The organism is Maricaulis sp., assembly GCF_048270265.1.
GTDB lineage: Bacteria > Pseudomonadota > Alphaproteobacteria > Caulobacterales > Maricaulaceae > Maricaulis.
The window spans coordinates 36,948-53,766 of sequence record NZ_JBLWTD010000003.1; the positions used below are offsets into that span (position 1 = coordinate 36,948).

Annotated in this window: 9 protein-coding genes; 7 read left to right on the forward strand and 2 right to left on the reverse strand. The window is 62.7% G+C overall.

The window, feature by feature from the left end; genetic code table 11:
* Positions 1–37 precede the first annotated feature (37 nt).
* Together ACN0YF_RS02530 and ACN0YF_RS02535 are read right to left on the reverse strand one after the other, a co-directional pair.
* Positions 38–3,880, reverse strand: a complete 3,843-nt coding sequence (locus ACN0YF_RS02530; RefSeq protein WP_417493219.1) for a hypothetical protein — start codon at positions 3,878–3,880, stop codon at positions 38–40.
* 553 nt (positions 3,881–4,433) lie between these two features.
* On the reverse strand, positions 4,434–5,243 hold the full coding sequence (locus ACN0YF_RS02535; RefSeq protein WP_417493221.1) for a transglutaminase-like cysteine peptidase: 810 nt from the start codon (positions 5,241–5,243) through the stop codon (positions 4,434–4,436).
* Positions 5,244–5,475: 232 nt separating this feature from the next.
* Between ACN0YF_RS02535 and ACN0YF_RS02540 the strand changes: the two genes are divergently transcribed.
* The 7 genes from ACN0YF_RS02540 (at position 5,476) to ACN0YF_RS02570 (ending at position 16,738) form a co-directional block, all read left to right on the forward strand.
* Positions 5,476–6,225: a metallophosphoesterase gene (locus ACN0YF_RS02540; protein WP_417493222.1), complete on the forward strand. Its 750-nt coding sequence runs from the start codon at positions 5,476–5,478 to the stop codon at positions 6,223–6,225.
* Between the two features lie 163 nt (positions 6,226–6,388).
* Positions 6,389–8,236 carry a PLP-dependent aminotransferase family protein gene (locus ACN0YF_RS02545; RefSeq protein WP_417493223.1) on the forward strand — a complete coding sequence of 616 codons (1,848 nt, stop codon included), beginning with the start codon at positions 6,389–6,391 and terminating at the stop codon, positions 8,234–8,236.
* A gap of 153 nt (positions 8,237–8,389) precedes the next feature.
* Positions 8,390–9,310: a carbon-nitrogen hydrolase family protein gene (locus ACN0YF_RS02550; protein WP_417483223.1), complete on the forward strand. Its 921-nt coding sequence runs from the start codon at positions 8,390–8,392 to the stop codon at positions 9,308–9,310.
* Positions 9,311–9,374: 64 nt separating this feature from the next.
* Entirely contained in the window at positions 9,375–11,759 is a 2,385-nt protein-coding gene (locus ACN0YF_RS02555) for a TonB-dependent receptor (protein WP_417483224.1), read from the forward strand.
* A 52-nt stretch (positions 11,760–11,811) separates the two neighbouring features.
* Positions 11,812–13,380, forward strand: a complete 1,569-nt coding sequence (locus ACN0YF_RS02560) for a sulfotransferase (RefSeq protein ID WP_417493224.1) — start codon at positions 11,812–11,814, stop codon at positions 13,378–13,380.
* Positions 13,377–15,545 carry a serine hydrolase gene (locus tag ACN0YF_RS02565; RefSeq protein WP_417493225.1) on the forward strand — a complete coding sequence of 723 codons (2,169 nt, stop codon included), beginning with the start codon at positions 13,377–13,379 and terminating at the stop codon, positions 15,543–15,545. The genes ACN0YF_RS02560 and ACN0YF_RS02565 overlap by 4 nt, the downstream gene beginning before the upstream one ends.
* Positions 15,542–16,738: an MFS transporter gene (locus ACN0YF_RS02570; RefSeq protein WP_417493226.1), complete on the forward strand. Its 1,197-nt coding sequence runs from the start codon at positions 15,542–15,544 to the stop codon at positions 16,736–16,738. Before ACN0YF_RS02565 ends, ACN0YF_RS02570 begins: the two co-directional genes overlap by 4 nt.
* Positions 16,739–16,819: the final 81 nt, after the last annotated feature.

Sequence of the window (16,819 nt, forward strand, 5' to 3'; positions counted from 1 at the left end):
CAGACCGGGTGATTGACCCGGTCTGGAGCCGTGTTCATCAGAATGCGTCGTAATCGATCCGGTCGAAGTCGAAGAGGCCGGCATCCCATCCGGTCTGTTCGGACGGGGCGTTGTGCAGATCGAGCACGAAACCGGTACCGATGCCGGATGTCACGTCGAAGGTCAGCTCCGGCGAGACAATGGTGGCGAGTTTCAGGTCCGAAGCGGCCGGAGCAAAGATGAACTCCGATCCGTCCATTTCCGCGGCATAGTTCCAGCCATTGATGGTCAGCGTGTCACCACCGCCCAGATCGATGACCGTATTGGCCCCGTCATAGGATGCTGCGTTGAACACGGCCGCCGCATTCGTCATGCCGGAGACGCCGGACAGGTCGATCGTGTCGGTACCATCCTCGAAGTCCAGAATGGTGTCGGCACCATAACCATCAGAAAAGATGAAGGTGTCGGCATCGGTGCCGCCGCTCAGCGTATCCGTGCCAGCGCCGCCATCAATCCGGTCTGTGCCGGCTCGGCCATAGATGGCGTCGTCACCGGCGCCGCCGATCAGGGTGTTGTTGCCGCTCAGGCCGTCAATGAAGTCATTGCCGTCGCCGCCATTGAGCGTCACATCGACGCCGTTCTTGCCCTGGAGGAAGTCATCATGGTCGGAACCGACCACGATTTCGATGTCGCGCAGCTTGTCGCCTTCGGCATCGCCGCCAGTGTTGGCGCTATTCCGCCACAGACGGACATCAATGCCTGCGCTGGAGTCCGAATAATCCACCGTATCAATGCCGGCATCACCGCGCAGGACATCTGCACCGGCACCGCCAATGAGGGTGTCATTGTCGTTGCCACCGCGGAGGATGTCGTCGCCATCGCCGCCTGACAGGATGTCGTCGCCGGCACGGCCCTTGAGGATGTCATTGCCGTCGCCGCCATTGATCGTGTCATTGCCGTTGAAGCCTTCGGCGTAGTCATCGCCGGCACCCGCATCAAGCGTCACGTCGACGCCGTTGGCACCCTGCATCACGTCATCGAAATCGGACCCGATCAGGTGTTCGATATCGCGCAGCTTGTCGCCTTCGGCATCGCCGCCGGAGTTGGCACCGCCGCGCCACAGACGCACATCAATACCGGCTGCCGAGCCGGAATAATCGGCCGTGTCGAAGCCGGCATCACCGCGCAGAAGGTCTGCGCCGGCACCGCCAACGAGGATGTCGTTGTCGTCACCGCCGCGCAGGGTGTCATCGCCATCGCCGCCGGACAGGCTGTCCTCGCCGGCACGGCCCTTGAGCATGTCTGCGCCCGCGCCGCCAATGATCGTGTCATTGCCGTCGAAGCCTTCGACATAGTCATCGCCATCGCCGCCATCGAGCGTCGAGTTAATGCCGTCCTTGCCCTGCATCACATCGTCGAAGCCAGAACCCGTCAGGGATTCCACATCGCGGATGATATCGCCCTGGGCATGGCCGCCGGAGTTTTCACCGCCGCGCCACAGGCGCACGTCGATGCCTGCATCGGAGGCGGAGTAGTCGATCATGTCCGACTGGGTGCCGCCGCGAATGATCTGGCCACCTGCAATGGACTCGATGGTCCGCTCACCGGTATCGGTGATGTAGGTGTTGCCCTCGATCGTGCCCGGCAGTGGCGTGTCGACATAGATTGCTCCGGTGTTCGGGCTGCCGGCGGTTTCGCCGTCAAACACGTTGTTCCGGATATTGGTGTTGTCCTCACGGGCGCGCAATGCGGTTGCATAACGGGCGGTGAAGCCGGTGAACAGATTGTCCTCGATCACCGAATTGGCCGCATCGATGGTGACCAGGGTATTGCCCTGCTCGCCGCCGGCATTGGTGCCGCCAGCCGTGCCCGACACCGTATTGTTGGTGAAGGTTACATTCGAGGCGTTCTGGCCGTTGCCACCGATCGTGACCAGCTGACGCGGGACGTTGTTGCCGACATCGAACTGGGTCCCGAAGCCGTTATCGCTGGGCTGAGCGCCCTCGAAGGTCTGGCCGGTGAACTCGTTGTTGTCGATCAGCAGGTTGGTCACGGCAGCGGAGTATTCCGAGAGCAGGCCGGCATCGCCGCGCGCTTCGATGATATTGCCCTGGATGGTGATGCCATCCTGAGCGCCTTGCAGGTAGATGGCGGCGTTCTCGACGGCGCCATTGCCGTTATTGCCCTGGATGGTGAAGCCCTGGCCGGTCGCACCGATCTGGACGGCACCGGCGCTCGGATCAACCTCGATCGCACCCAGCGCACCGTTCTGGCCGTTGATGATCGTGGTTGCGGCACCATCGGACGAGAGCAGGGTGATCTCCTTGTCGATCACGATGTCTTCGTCATACGTGCCCGGGCCGACGATGATCGTGGCACCGGCATCAGCCGCATCGACGGCGGCCTGGATCGACATGCCTTCATAGACATAGAAGGTGCCGCCAACGGCACTGGAATCGACATTGGCTGGCGTGGTGTCGGAATAGATGACCGACGATTCCGGATTCGTCAGGGCCAGCGCGAAGGCTTCCGCATCGGCCTCATTGCCGAACATGAAGTGGAAGTTCTCGCCGGTTGCACGGTGGTCAGCATTGAAGACGATGTAGGCGGTTTCGTAGATCCCGCTCATGTCGATATTGGTGACCGTGGTCGGGAGGCCACCAAGCAGCTCTTCTTCCATATAGATGCCCGGGGCATCGTCGGAGGTGAAGGTGCCTTCGAAGGTGACATCGTCGGTGCCCGGCTCATAGGAACGGCCCGCGGAATAGAGGCCAACAGCGCCCCAGTTATTCCCGGTCGTGGTGATGTCGGTGAGGGTGATGCCGGTTGAATCGGTCACGGCAATGCCGACACCGCTGGTGTCGAGGCCATCAGCGGTCACATTGGTGAATGTGCCACCGTCGAGACCATTCATGTCGATTTCCGAACGGCCAGCGCCCGATACCGTCATGTTCTCCATCGAGAAATTGACGATCGCATCGTCGTAGACGCCCGAACCCGGATCGATCTTCACACCGTAAGAGGTGGTGGTGGCGCTGGCATCAATCGCCATGTCCGACATCGAGACATTGTCAGCGGTGACGTGAATGCCGTAGCTGCCGGAAGCCGTTTCGATGATGGTCGAGCCATCGCCGGCACCGATAATGGAGACTTCCTTGTTGATATTGACGGTGCCGGTCTGGACGTAGGTGCCCGCGCCGAGCGTGATGGTGTCGCCATCAGAGGAGGCGTTGATCGCTTCCTGGAGGGTGGCATAGGTCGTGATGGTGCCGCCGGAGACCAGGTTGATCTCGCCGTCAAAGGCGGAAAGGCGGCCGAGATCGAGATCTTCCGGTGAAATGCCCGGGATGTTGGCCAGATCCCACTCGATGCTTTCCTTGATATTGCTCGTGTTGCTGCCGGCCGGCAGCGGGCGGTCGCCATAGCCCTGCGCGTCGACCGAACGGGGCTCGGCAATCAGATCGCCGATACCGTCGCCGGTGACGTCGACATTATTGGCAGGGTCGTCGCTGCCGAAGCGCCAGGCGATCGGGCCATCGCCCAGATTGCCGAGGATATTGTCGTGGAAGGTCTGGCCCGGGGCAGGCGCGCCGCCGCGGTCCTTGGCGATGTCCATGATCGGAGGGTTGCCCGCTTCGAGATACTCGACATAGGCGTTGCCCAGCTCAATGAAGAGCTTGTTCACGGCGAGCGCGAGCTGGCCCATCGTGGTCGCGCCGCTTTGCAGTGTCGCGAAGTAGTCTGGGAAATGGGACAGGACGTCGATGAACTCGCCGGCTGTGGATACCGGAGTTGCGTCCTGATAATTGCCCCCGGTGCTGGCAAGCGACGGGAAGGTTACATACGCCGCATCGAGTTCGGCCCATGCATCAATAAAGTCTTGTGCTGTTGTGAAAGACATTTTGGTCCCCTGTGACGTTTGTGTTTTACGCCGCTGCGGCGCCAGACCCCCCGACGCCAGTTAGCGTTGAGGGAACGGCAAGGGAACGCGCGAGTCAACTTTTTATTAAGGTTTCTCGTAGTTTGGAAAAACGAATCAATTTGCCCAAACTTATAAGTAATTGATTTTTTGCAATTTTGGGTGTTAACCAAAACCGAAAATTATCCAGCGCTCCGAGTTGGTGCGTCGGCCGCTTCGGAAAGGTTTTCGCCCGGGAGGCGAGAGCGGCCTTTGCGGCTCCCGCGGGATGAGGCGACTTGCGCGAGTATTCACTGGACCTGGACAGGCGAGAGCGCGGTTTTTCCGGGCTTCGCTATCCCGAAGTCCGGTTTGATGCTGACTGAACAGGCTTTCAGGCCGGTTTGCCCGGGCCGGGGACTGGTCGAGTTTCAGCTGATGACTTGGGGTGGCCGAAGACCAGGGCCGATCTGTTGGTTCTTGCGGCAAGGTTTCAGCCATTACTGGCCAGCGCGCCGCTTCCATCCGTATCGCTGCTAGCCGTGAGGTGGCCGTTTTACTGGACCTGGGCCAGAGCGCGCCACTCAAGGAGGCTGGGGCCGGATTGTACGGCACGCCAAGAATAGGGCGCTTCGGTCCAGGGGAGAATCCACGGCGTCTCGTTGTCGAGAACCACATCGGTGCCGTCAAGCCGGACAATGAGGACCGCATGGTGGCCGGTTGCATAGGAGTAGGCGGTGGCAATCGCCAGGGCCTCGGCCGGCAGGCCGGCGCGGATCAGCGCGGCACGCTTCTCCAGCGCGTAATCTTCACAATCACCGTAGGCTTGGCCGGTGGTCCCGGCTGCGGCACCGCTGAGTGGCATCGCCCAGCGCTCCGGCATCCCGTAGAGATCCTCGTCAGAGCGCCAGCGCAGGGCGCGGTTGACCTGGCGATTGACAGTTTCGAGCAGGGCCATTGTCTCAGGGCTTGCCGTCAGGCGCTCAATCTGCGGAGCGGCCTCGACGCTTTCGCTGTCGGTCTCCGGCGTCTGCGCCGTGGTTTGCTCCATGGTCAGGACCGAGTGTGGGCCCGCATCCGCCATGCTCTTCGCCAAAGAGGCCGGGCCGGGCTCACGCCCGCCGGTCGGCGCCTGGAGGGCGGGCGCGCCGGTTGGCCCCGCTTCAATGCGTGAACCGCCGCAGGCCTCCGGTGTTTCCTGGCAGAGCTGCAGTGCGCCTTCGGGTGGTGTAACCAGGCCGGCCAGCATCATCGGGCCAGCAGTGGATCCGGTCGTGGTGCAGGCGGTGGCCATGCCTGCGACGGCGCAGATCGCCAGCCCCAGGAATATGCGGCGGATTCTTTCAAATACAAAGTAAACACTCACCAGACGCACTCCAATTTGAATTTGGAGTTGTTCTAGTTGTCTTGACTTTCCATCTAACTAAATTACTTGGTTAATCGTGATTAGTGTTATTTACTGGTAATCAGCGATCCTGTATTTTGTCTCAAATTCGCAATAAGCGCGAAAGGAGTTGTTTACGGTGCGGGCGGAGGCGGGGTGCTGGCTATTTTGTGGAAGGTCGCCTAGCTAGTGGGGGCAGCCCCGGAGCGTCAGCGTGATTGTTTCAAGCTTCAGACAGATTTTTGGTGGTCGGCCGCGCGCATCCCTGCCTGGTGTGGTCTACGCTGTCGGCGATATCCACGGGCGCCGGGACCTGTTGCTCGCGCTGTTGGATCTCATCGTGGCCGACGATCCCGACAGCGCGGCCGGGTTGATTTTCCTCGGCGACTATATTGATCGCGGTCCTGACTCGGCCGGGGTCATTGATGTGCTCCTGTCCGATGCAAGGATAGCGTCGCGTCGACCGGTCTTCCTGAAGGGAAATCACGAAGCCACGCTTCTCGCCTTCATTGGCGACGCCCAGCACGGTCCCGCCTGGAACCGGTTCGGAGGTGCGGATACGCTGGTTTCCTACGGTGTGCGTCCGCCCCGGGGCGTCACCGGCGACCCAGCAGCGTGGGAGGAAGCCCGCGGGCAGCTCAATGATGCCCTGCCGGCAGAGCATCTCGAGTTCTTCAGGGAGCTGGTCTTGTTTGAGGAGCGTGGGGACTATTTTTTCGTTCACGCGGGCGTCGATCCCAATCTCCCTGTGCAGGCCCAGGGAGAGGAGGAGTATCTCTGGATCCGGGATGCGTTCCTGCAGGATGAACGCCGGCTCAGCCACATCATTGTTCATGGCCACACGCCAGAACCCGAGCCTGTCTCGAACCGTCGCCGGGTGGGGACCGATACGGGGGCCTACGCTTCCGGGCGTCTCACCGCAGCCAGGATCGACAGTTCCGGCGCCCGTTTCATCTCCACCTGATCGCCAGGACTGGCAACTCTCCGGACCCGGATTTGTGTCAATCCGCGCGCTTGAGCTGAGGCAGGGTGCGCGCTAAACGGCGTATCTTGGCCTGTCCTTTCCGGACCGGGTCTGTCAGGGTTCCACAACGATGGATCCTGCGCTTCTCGGGTCGTGACCAGGTATGACTAGCTCGGCGATTTCCTATGCTCCGCTCTTCCGGGTCGATCCGGGTCTGAGCCTGTCGCTGCAGGAACAGATCCGGCGGCGGGTAATGGAGGCGATCGCGGCCGACCTGTTTCCAGCCGGGCGCAAACTCCCGTCCTCGCGCAAGCTGGCGGCGGTCTTGGGCGTATCGCGGAATACGGTGTTTCTGGCCTATCAGCAACTGATCGCGGAAGGTCATCTGGAGGCGCGCCAGCGCTCGGGAATCTATGTTGCCGAGGCGACGGCTCCGGACCGGAGGATGTCTTTGATCGCGGGCCGGGAAGGCGTGGATGACGGCGCCGAGGCGACGCGTTTCCTGCGCGGTGTCCGCCCACCCACACTCGGCTATAAATGCCCGCCGGACTGGCAGAAATACCGCTTCCCCTTCATCGAAGGTCGCTATGACAAGACCTTGTTCCCGATCGCTGAATGGCGTGAATCCAGCCGTCTCGCACTGGCGGTCAACGAGGTGGAGGACTGGTCGATCGACAATGGCGAGGTCGACGACCCCGCGCTGATCGAGGAGATCCGGACGAAGCTGCTGCCGCGGCGCGGCATCCGTGCCCGCTCGGACGAATTGCTGATTACGGTCGGCGAGCAGCAGGCCTTCTTCCTGATCGCGCAACTATTCGCCAATTCCGATGCCCGGATTGCCCTTGAGGAGCCCGGCCTGCCAGACCTGCGCGAACTGTTCGGCATGTATGGCGCCCGCCTGCATCACCAGCCCGTCGATGATGAGGGGCTCGTGGTCGATGAGCGGTTGCGTGGCAATGATATTGTCTACGTCTCGCCGAGCCGTCAGCGACCGACCGGGGTGACGATGTCGATGCGCCGCCGTGAGGCGCTGCTGGCCGAGGCCGAGAGGCAGGACTTCCTCATTCTCGAGGACGATTTCGAATGCGAGATGAATTATCTCGGCGATGCGGTCCCGGCGCTGCGCAGCCTGGATGAGCATGGGCGCGTGATCTATGTCGCGAGCCTTTCCAAGGTCCTCGCGCCCGGCGTCCGTCTCGGCTTCATGGTTGCGCCGGCTGCGGTGATCAATGAGGCGCGTCGGCTGCGCGATCTCACGACGCGTCGGCCGTCGCCCAACAATCAGCGCGCGGCCGCCTTCTTCCTGTCGCTGGGGCATTATGATGCCATGTTGCGGCGCTTGCGACAGGTCAGCGAGGAGCGCCTGATCGCTTTGCGCGATGCCCTCAATCACTACCGCCCCTCATCGATCGCTATCGCACCGGTGGAGGGGGGTACGACCTGCTGGGTGCGGGGCCCGGAAAATCTCGACGCCCGCATTCTCGTCCAGGCCGCGGAGGCGCGCGGGATCCTGATCGAGCCGGCCGAGGCCTGGTTTGCCCTGCCGGACGGGCCCAGAAACATGTTCCGGCTCGGCGTAACCGGGTTGCCGGCCAGTGAAATCCGGCCGGGGATCAAGGCGCTTTCCGAAGTCATGCGCGAGCTTGACCAGGCGGGGCACGCCCAGGAGCCGCCGGTCAGGGCGGGCTGGTTGTCCGAGGCGGAACTGCGGGCGCAAATGTCATCGGCGACGCTGTTGTACAACACTGTCTATGGCGAGCCGTGTACGATCGAGCTCAATGCAGATGGCAGCATGTCGGGCCGGGCCGGCTATGGCGGCGAGGACCAGGATAGCGGTCGCTGGTGGGTTGAAAACGACAAATGGTACCGCCAGTGGCGCAATTGGGCCTTTGGCGAAGCGCTTGGATTTCATATCCGTATCGCCGGTGACCGGCTGTCGTGGCTGGATGATGAAGGCCATGTCGTGGACAGCGCCGTGCTGAGTGACCCGTCGCGCTCTCCGGCGTCCTGAGCGGCTCCCGAGACCTGTCCCCTACCGCAAAACTGGCCCCATAGATTGCCCGAAACTGGCTCTAAGGCGGGTTCGCCCCGCTGTTATGGTCATTGGGACGCAGACGGACAATGCCTTCAGCATCCTGTCTGCCGCAGCGTCGGGGATGAATTGATGTCAGTACTTTCCATTGCCGCCATTCAGGTGGATGCAGCCGCAGAGGGCAATTTCGACCTGATCGAGCAGGAAATCCGTTCGGTCGCCAAGCGTTTTCCATGGGTCATCATGGTGGCTCTGGGTGAGCTGGTCATTCACGGAGCAAGCCTCGCCAGGGCCGAGCCCGCCGGTGGAGACACCGAGCGGCGCCTGCAGGCACTGGCGCGAGAAACCGGCCTGTGGATCATACCCGGCTCCCTTTATGAGCGTCGTGGTGATGTAGTGTTCAACACCACCCCGGTCATCAATCCCCAGGGCGAAATCGTCGGGCGCTATGACAAGCTCTTCCCCTTCCTGCCCTATGAGCAGGGCGTGGCGTCGGGCGTGGACTATCCGGTTTTCGACATTCCGGGCGTCGGCACTGTGGGCGTGGCGATCTGTTTCGACATGTGGTTCCCGGAGGCGATCCGGACCCTGTGCGCCAAGGGCGCCGAGGTAATCATCCTCCCGACCATGACCAATACGATCGACCGCGATGTCGAGCTCGCCATCGCCCGCGCCAATGCGGCGATCAGCCAGTGTTATTTCGTCGATATCAATGTTGCGGGCGCACAGGGGAATGGCCGTTCGGTCGTTTATGGGCCGGGCGGTGAATTGCTGCACGAAGCCGGTGCCGGCCGTGAGGTCATGGCCTTCGAACTCGATCTGGAACACGTCCGGCGCTGCCGCGACCGTGGCTGGAACGGGCTGGGCCAGATCATGAAAAGTTTCCGCGATGCCCCGGCCGGATATCCGCTGCATGCGGACCCGGCATCGCGGCAAGCCAGCATGAAGGAATTGGGGCCGCTTTCCATGCCGCAGCGGCAAGGTGGGGCAGCGAAAGCAGTCAATGAGGGGGAGGGCCGGACATCAAAGCCGCGGCTCTCGATTATCGAGTGAAGGGGACCGGCCTGGACCGGATCGCGACAGGACTCCGCACCAGCGGACAGTACAGGGTGATATCATGACCAATACAACAAACAGAATTTCGCGCGCGTCGATGATGGCGGTGCTGCTCGGGGGGACAGCGATGGCGACGCTGGGCTTCGCGCCAGCCTACGCCCAGGACGAGCAAACCGACAGCCGCCGCGAGACCATCACGGTGACCGCGACGCGGCGTGAAGAGACCGTCTCTGACGTTCCCTACAATATCTCCGCCGTTGGTGGTGCCGATATCGAGCGCGGCAATATCGTCGACGAAGCCGAGCTTCTGCGTTCCATTCCGGGCATCGCCGTGGTTGATCGCGGTGCGCGCAATTCGGGCACACTGAACGCCGCGCGCATCCGCGGCCTTGCGGTCGACGGCAATGGTCTTGGTGACTATGCGGTGTCGTCCGTGGCTTCGGTCTCGACCTATATCAATGACACGCCGGTCTTTGCCGGCTTCACCCTGCGTGACCTCGACCGGGTCGAAGTCCTGCGCGGGCCGCAGGGCACGCTCTACGGATCCGGTTCGCTCGGCGGCACCATCCGCTACATCACGCGCGATCCCGATTTCGGCGAAGTGAACGGCTATATCAGCGGGTCGACCTCGCAGGTCGAAGGCTCCGAAAGCTGGGGCTATGGCGTCGACGGCGTCCTCAATGTGCCGCTTGGTGAACGCGCTGCCCTGCGTCTGGTTGGAAGCTTCGGCGATTACCCGGGCATCACCGATTACGTGAATGTCTACCAGCTCGACGCCAATGGTGTGCCGGTCGCGCCGAATGGCATTCTTGACCCGGCCGCCTCCTACACCTCGGTGGAAGATGCGGACACGGTCGAAACCTGGATGGGCCGGGCAACCTTCCTCTGGGAGCCAACCGATACCTTCTCCATGCGTCTCGTGCATGCGCGCCAGTCAGATGAGGTCGGCGGCCGCCGGCAGCAGACGGTTGGCCAGGACGGCTATGGCAATACCTATGGCGATTACGAGAACGGTTCGATCCAGCTCGAGCCATCCTCCCGCGACATCAATATGAGCTCGCTCGAGATGGAGATGGATCTGGGTTTCGCGACCTTGACCTCCTCGACCTCGCACTACGACCATAATGGTGAAAGTGTCAGTGAAAACACCGGCTTCTATGCACAGGCCGGGTGGCTTGGCTTCTATTACAACTACCCGCGCCCGATGGCGTCGGCGGTTCGGAGTTATGCCGATGAAGCGGTGGTCCAGGAAATCCGCCTGGTGACCGATGATGGTGGCAATTTCGATTATGTCGTCGGCGGCTTCTATCGCCAGCAGCAGATTGAATCGACCCAGCAAAGCTATCTCGCCGGCTTCAAGCAGTGGTGGGACACCTGGCTGCCATTCGCCGCGGGTGCCGTGGCTGGTGACCAGGACTGGGACTACCGCCGGACCGAGGAATTCACCGAAACGGCGCTGTTCGGCGAGCTGACCTGGCATGCCAGCGACACGCTCGACCTGACCTTTGGTGCGCGCTATTTTGACAATGAATCCGACAATGACACCTTCATGGCCCTGCCGCTCTGGGCTGGCCTCTTCCCGGACGTGAATGCTGACTTCTCCTCCTCCGAGGACGACGTGTTGTTCAAGTTCAACATGGCCTGGCGCTTCAGCGATGAAGACATGCTCTACGGCACGATTTCCGAAGGTTATCGCCGTGGTGGCTCGAACGCGGTGCCGCTCTCGGGCGTCTATGCCGAGGATCCGCGCTGGCAGCTCTACACCTCTGATTCCGTGGTCAATTACGAGATCGGTTTCAAGGGCGACCGTGGCGATTTCCGCTATGATGTCAGCATCTTCTATGTCGACTGGACCGATCCGCAATTCAACACGGCATCGACCTATTGGGGCTTCTTCGCGGTTCAGAATGGCAGCGAAGCCAGCTCGATGGGCCTGGAAGCCTCGATCGACGGCTTCATCGGCAATGACTGGCACTACTCGCTCGGCTACGCCTATATCAATGCCGAGCTCGGGGCTGATTTCTACGCTCCCGATCGCCCGGCACCGGCGGCACCGATCGCGCTTGACGGTGCGATGCTGCCCGGCACGCCGGAGCATCAGATCAACTGGTCCGTCGATTACACGACCCGGTTTGCCGACTGGTCGTCCTTCACCCGCCTGGATGGTTATTACCAGTCGGAAACGACCAATGCCGTCACCACATCGCCAAGTTTCAACGTCCCGCTGGACGGGTTTGCGATCTGGAACCTGACCACGACCTTCTCGCGTGATGCCGTCGACCTGTCCTTCTGGGTGAAGAACATCACCAATGAGGAAGGCGTGACCGGGGTGTTCACCGAAGCCTATATGGGGACGGCCCCGGGCGAAGGTTACTTCGGTAATGGCAACAAGGAGATGATCTCCCTGCCGAGAACGATTGGCGCGACGCTGCGCTATAACTTCTGATCGGATAGGATGACGGGGTGGCGGTCCGAGTCGGCCACCCCGTCCCACTGTCATGGAAGCTGTTATCACCCGACCCGACCCCAAGACCCGACTGGCTGAGATCGACCGGGCGATGCGTGGCCGCCAGCTCGGACAGGTGCGTCCCCTGATCGCGGCCCTGCTGCGGGACGAGCCGCGTTTTGTCGATGCCTGGATTGCGGCGGCAAGGCTCGAGCAGATGAGCGGCGATCACGCCGCGATGCGCGAGCGTCTGGCCCGGGCGCTGGAACTGGCGCCGAATTCTCCGCTGGCACGTCTGCTCGATGTTGAAGCCCTGGTGTATCTTGGCCAGATCGGCGACGCCCTGGCCGGTCTTGCAGCCATGGAAAGCGAGGCGGTATCGGATGCCGCCTGGATGAGCCGGCTCAGCGAATCCTACACCCAGTGCGGGGCCTTTGCGGCGGCGGAGCGATGCGCTCGCGCGGCCTGTGAACTCGATCCGGCCCAGCCGGCGATCCGCTATAATTTCGCCTCGTCCCTGATCTCCACCGGCAAGCTGGAGGAATCCGAACGGGAATTCGATCGGTTGATCGCCCAGGCGCCGCATGATTACGACGCGTATTACAATCGCGCGACCTTGCGAAAGCAGACCCCGGACGACAATCATGTCGCCGAGCTGCGCCGCATGCTGGCCGCCCCGAAACGGACCCGGATGGGCGAGGTCCAGCTCAATTATGCCCTGGCACTGGAGTTGGAAAATCTCGGTCACTATGCCGAGAGTTTTGAAGCGCTCAAGCGCGGGGCCGATGCCCGGCGGGCGATGATGGCCTATCGGGTCGAGGGCGACGTTGCGACGATGGCCCGGATCGCCGAGGTGTTCGATGCCGGGTTTTTCGCCAGCGAACACACCCGGGACGAAACCGAAGGCCCCGTATTCGTTCTGGGGCTGCCGAGAAGCGGCACGACGCTCGTCGACCGCATCCTCAGCGCCCACCCGCAAATCGAGAGCCTCGGTGAGCTCAATGACTGGCCGCTGGCACTGACCGGCCTCACCCGGGGCAGTCAGAGCAAGTCGGATCTGGTCTCGAAATCTGCTGCACTGGATATGCGCCAGCTTGCCGCTGATTATCTGTTCCGTGTCGGTCAACGCCGCCTAGACTACCCTTTCTTCATCGACAAGACCCCGGCCAATTTCCTCTATATCGGCCTGATCGCTGCCGCCCTGCCCAATGCGCGCATCATCCACCTCGTCCGCGATCCGATGGACAATGCGCTGGGCATGTACAAGGCGCTGTTCCGGATGGGTTATCCCTTCTCCTACGACTTCGGTGATCTGGCGCAATACATGCGCGCCAAGGACCGGTTGATGGAGCATTGGCGCGTCGTATTGCCTGGGCGGATCCTGGATGTGCGCTATGAGGACATCATCGCCGACCAGGAGGGGCAGACGCGGCGCCTGCTCGAACACGTTGGCGTCGACTGGGACCCGGCCTGTCTCGATTTTCATACCAATGCCAGTCCGACCGCAACGGCGAGTGCCGCCCAGGTGCGCCAGCCGCTCTATGCCAGCGCGGTTGGCCGCTGGCGCCGCTATGAGCGCGAACTGGCGCCCTTGGCAGAGATGCTTGGAGTGACGCCATGATGATGCGGACCGCAATTGTGGCGCTGGGGCTGTTGGCCGGGTTCAATGCGCCGGGGATGGCGCAGCCCCTGTTCTCGGATGATTTCCAGGATGGCGATGCCGAGGGCTGGCGCGGCGATGCCGGGCGGGGCGATGTCCGGGTCACCGAATATGCCGGCAATTTCTCGCTGCGCCTGCGCCGCAATGCCTGGGTCGCGGCGGCAACCCGGATTCCGGCAGGGCAGGAGGTCCGGGTCTCGGCCGACTTTGCCGCCGAGGGGCTCGAGGGCGAGGATTCCTGCCGGCTCGAAACAAGCTTCGATGGCCAGGGCTGGATCGAAATTGGCCGCATCGCCGACGGCCAGGACGACGCCGTCACACTGACCTCTGTCGCCGGCAATCTGCCGGCTTCGGAGACTGCGCGCGCCATGCTGGTGCGTCTGCGTGCTGCGGGCAATGCAGCAAATGATACCTGCTGGGTGGATAATATTCGCGTCACCGGACAAACGCCGCTCGCCGCGCTGACGCCGGCCCTGTCGGCGCAAACCCTGCTCGCGGCAGCGCCGCTCCAGGGTCCCTATGCGACCACGGTCTTTGCGGCGCCGGATGCGGCGCCCACGCCAGCGGTTGGCCTCAATGGACGCCTGGTCCTGGCCGCGCCCCATAGCGCCGATCATTTCGCCCTGCTGCTCGATGAGTTCAATGCTGCATCGGGCGCTGACGGGCTTGATGAATTGCCGGCCTTCGCGATCGACCTGGTCAGCGATGGCGGGGACCTGGTCCCGGTTCAGCGCGGGCCGCAACGCGGCGTGCATCCCGAATGGGAATGGATTTTCCAGCCGGGCCGGATCTGGGATGGCGGCGATGGCGAGGGCTGGATGCGCGCGGCCCTGCCCGTGGCGCTGCAGGAACGCAATGCCAATTGCGTCCAGAACGGGCTGATGAGCTTCCTCTACCGTGCCACCGGCGAGGTCTCGCACGCGGTGGTGCAAATCGGAGCCCAGACCTGCGCCTATCTGCAATTCGACCTTCTGGCGCGTCTGCCCGTCAGCTTCGAGCCGGGCGCGATCACGGGCGCCGAAGCTGTGCGGCAGGCCTGGCGCAGCGAAAGCGCAGCCCGGTTGCCGCGTTCGCCGCTCGGTGATCTGGCGCTGGCCCATCCCCAGATCGACCTTGCCGAAATCGGCTCGCCGCTTGAAGTGACGCCGGAAAACATGACGGCCTTTGGCCTGGTGGCCGATGGCCGTTTCTATGCGGGCGACTGCCCGACAAGGCAGGGACCGGACCCCTATTGCGATGTGACGCCCTTGCCCTCCTATTCCGTGGCGAAGTCCGTGGTCGGCGGGATCGGCCTGATGCGGCTGGAGCAGCTCTATCCGGGGGCCCGCCAGGCGCGGATTGCCGATTATGTGCCGCAATGCACGGCAGAGCGCTGGGGCGATGTCACCTTCGAACAGGCGCTCGACATGGTGACCGGCAACTACACCTCCGATGTCTATGATCTCGACGAGGCCTCGGCCCCGACCTGGGATTTCCTGACGGTCGAAACCCATGCCGAAAAAGTCGAACGCGCCTGTGCCATGCACCCCCGCCAGGCCGAGCCCGGCACGACATGGGTCTATCACACCACCGACACCTATCTGCTCGGCACGGCGATGCAGGCCTATCTGCGCCAGCAGAGCGGCGTGGCCGATGCCGATTTCTACGATACGCTTCTGGTGCCGATCTGGCAGTCGCTAAATCTCTCGCCGCTGGCGATGCAGACCCGGCGCACCCGCGACGCGGAAGCTCAGACCTTCACCGGCTGGGGGCTGACCCTCACGGCTGATGATATGGCCCGGATGGCGCTCTTCCTTCAGGCCGGTGGCGTGATTGATGGCCAGGCCTGGCTCGACCGCGGCCTGCTCGCGGCGGCCCTGCAACAGAACCCCGATGATCGCGGCCTGCCGGCGATCGAGGACAATCTGCGCTACCGTGCCGGTTTCTGGGCCTATAATGCCGGCAATTATCTTGGCTGCGACCATGATGTCTGGATCCCGACCATGTCGGGCTATGGCGGTATCTCCGTCACCCTGATCCCCAATGGCCATGTCTATCTTTATGCCAGTGACGGGCGCGAATTTTCCTGGCGCCGGGCTGCTGCCCAATCCTTTGCCATCCAACCCTTTTGTGAGGCCGTGCCATGAGTGAAGCCAATGAAGCCGTCACCGGGCCGCGCGGTCTGCCCAAGGCACCGCCCAACGGGCTGATCGCCGCCATCATGCTGGCCTTTCTCGCCACGGCCGGCCTGTTCTACGTCAATATCATGGCTGCCATTGTCGATGGTCTGGTCAGCGGGCTGGGCTTCACCGAAGGCCAGGCCGGACAGATCGGTTCGGTCAATATTTATGGCGCCGCTGCCGGCGCGCTGCTCTCGGTCTTCCTGGTCAAACGCCTGCCCTGGAAAGCGCTGGCGCTGGGCTGCCTCGTGGTGCTGATCGCGATCGATCTCGCCTCGATCAGCATTGCCAGCTATGACGTGATGTTCCCGGTGCGCCTGATCCACGGCGTGTTCGGCGGCGTGCTCACGGGCACCGGCTTTGCCGTCATCGCCCGCACCGCCAATCCCGACCGCACATTCGGCATGTTGCTCTTCGTTCAATTCGGTCTCGGTGGCCTGGCCGTGATGGTGCTGCCGCCGCTGGCTCCGCTCTACGGCACCCAGGCGCTGTTTATCGCCCTGGCGCTGTTCAGCGGCGCGACCTTGGCCATGCTCCCCTTCCTCTCCGCCTATCCGGCCCGGATCAAGGATCCGGCCGCTGACGGCAAGGTGCAGTGGACGCCGCTCCTGTTGACCCTGTTGGCGATCTTCCTCTTCCAGGCCGCCAATATGGGCCTGCTTGCCTATATCATCCGGCTTGGCCTCGATTACGGGCTGGAGCGCGGCTATGTCTCGCTGGCCCTGGGGCTTGCGACCTGGGTTGCCCTGGCCGGGCCCTTGCTGGTGATGGTGTTCGGCCTGCGCTTCGGGCGCTTGCGCCTTCTGGCCGCCGCGATGGTGCTGACCCTCGTGGGCACCGCCATCTTCCATTACAGCGGCAATCCGATCGCCTATATGGTCGCCAATTGCGGCACCGGCATCACCTGGGGCTTTGTCATCGCCTATCTGCTCGGCATGACGGCCGAGTTCGACAAGGCGGGCCAGGCTTCGGCCTTTGGTGGTTTCATCTCCAAGCTCGGCCTGGCGTCGGGCCCGATGGTGGCCGGGTGGGCGCTATCGACCGATGGCGGCTTTCCCGGACTGATCAATCTGGCCCTGATTGGCCTGGCTGTCAGCGGTCTGGTGATGTTGCTTCCCGCGCGAATGCTCGATCACAAGCGGGCTGAGGCCAGCCTCTGATCTGGCTCGATCAGTCGGTTGAAACTGGCCCTATGGCTGGTGGCGCGAAGCCGTAAACTGGCCCCAGATTTCGTTTGACGC

What these genes read in the sequence shown, in the direction of transcription:
- ACN0YF_RS02530 (WP_417493219.1), bottom strand. Translation starts at nt 3,880, where the DNA reads ATGTCTTTCACAACAGCACAAGACTTTATTGATGCATGGGCCGAACTC.
- ACN0YF_RS02545 (WP_417493223.1), top strand. Translation starts at nt 6,389, where the DNA reads ATGACTAGCTCGGCGATTTCCTATGCTCCGCTCTTCCGGGTCGATCCG.
- ACN0YF_RS02550 (WP_417483223.1), top strand. Translation starts at nt 8,390, where the DNA reads ATGTCAGTACTTTCCATTGCCGCCATTCAGGTGGATGCAGCCGCAGAG.
- ACN0YF_RS02555 (WP_417483224.1), top strand. Translation starts at nt 9,375, where the DNA reads ATGACCAATACAACAAACAGAATTTCGCGCGCGTCGATGATGGCGGTG.
- ACN0YF_RS02560 (WP_417493224.1), top strand. Translation starts at nt 11,812, where the DNA reads ATGGAAGCTGTTATCACCCGACCCGACCCCAAGACCCGACTGGCTGAG.
- ACN0YF_RS02565 (WP_417493225.1), top strand. Translation starts at nt 13,377, where the DNA reads ATGATGATGCGGACCGCAATTGTGGCGCTGGGGCTGTTGGCCGGGTTC.
- ACN0YF_RS02570 (WP_417493226.1), top strand. Translation starts at nt 15,542, where the DNA reads ATGAGTGAAGCCAATGAAGCCGTCACCGGGCCGCGCGGTCTGCCCAAG.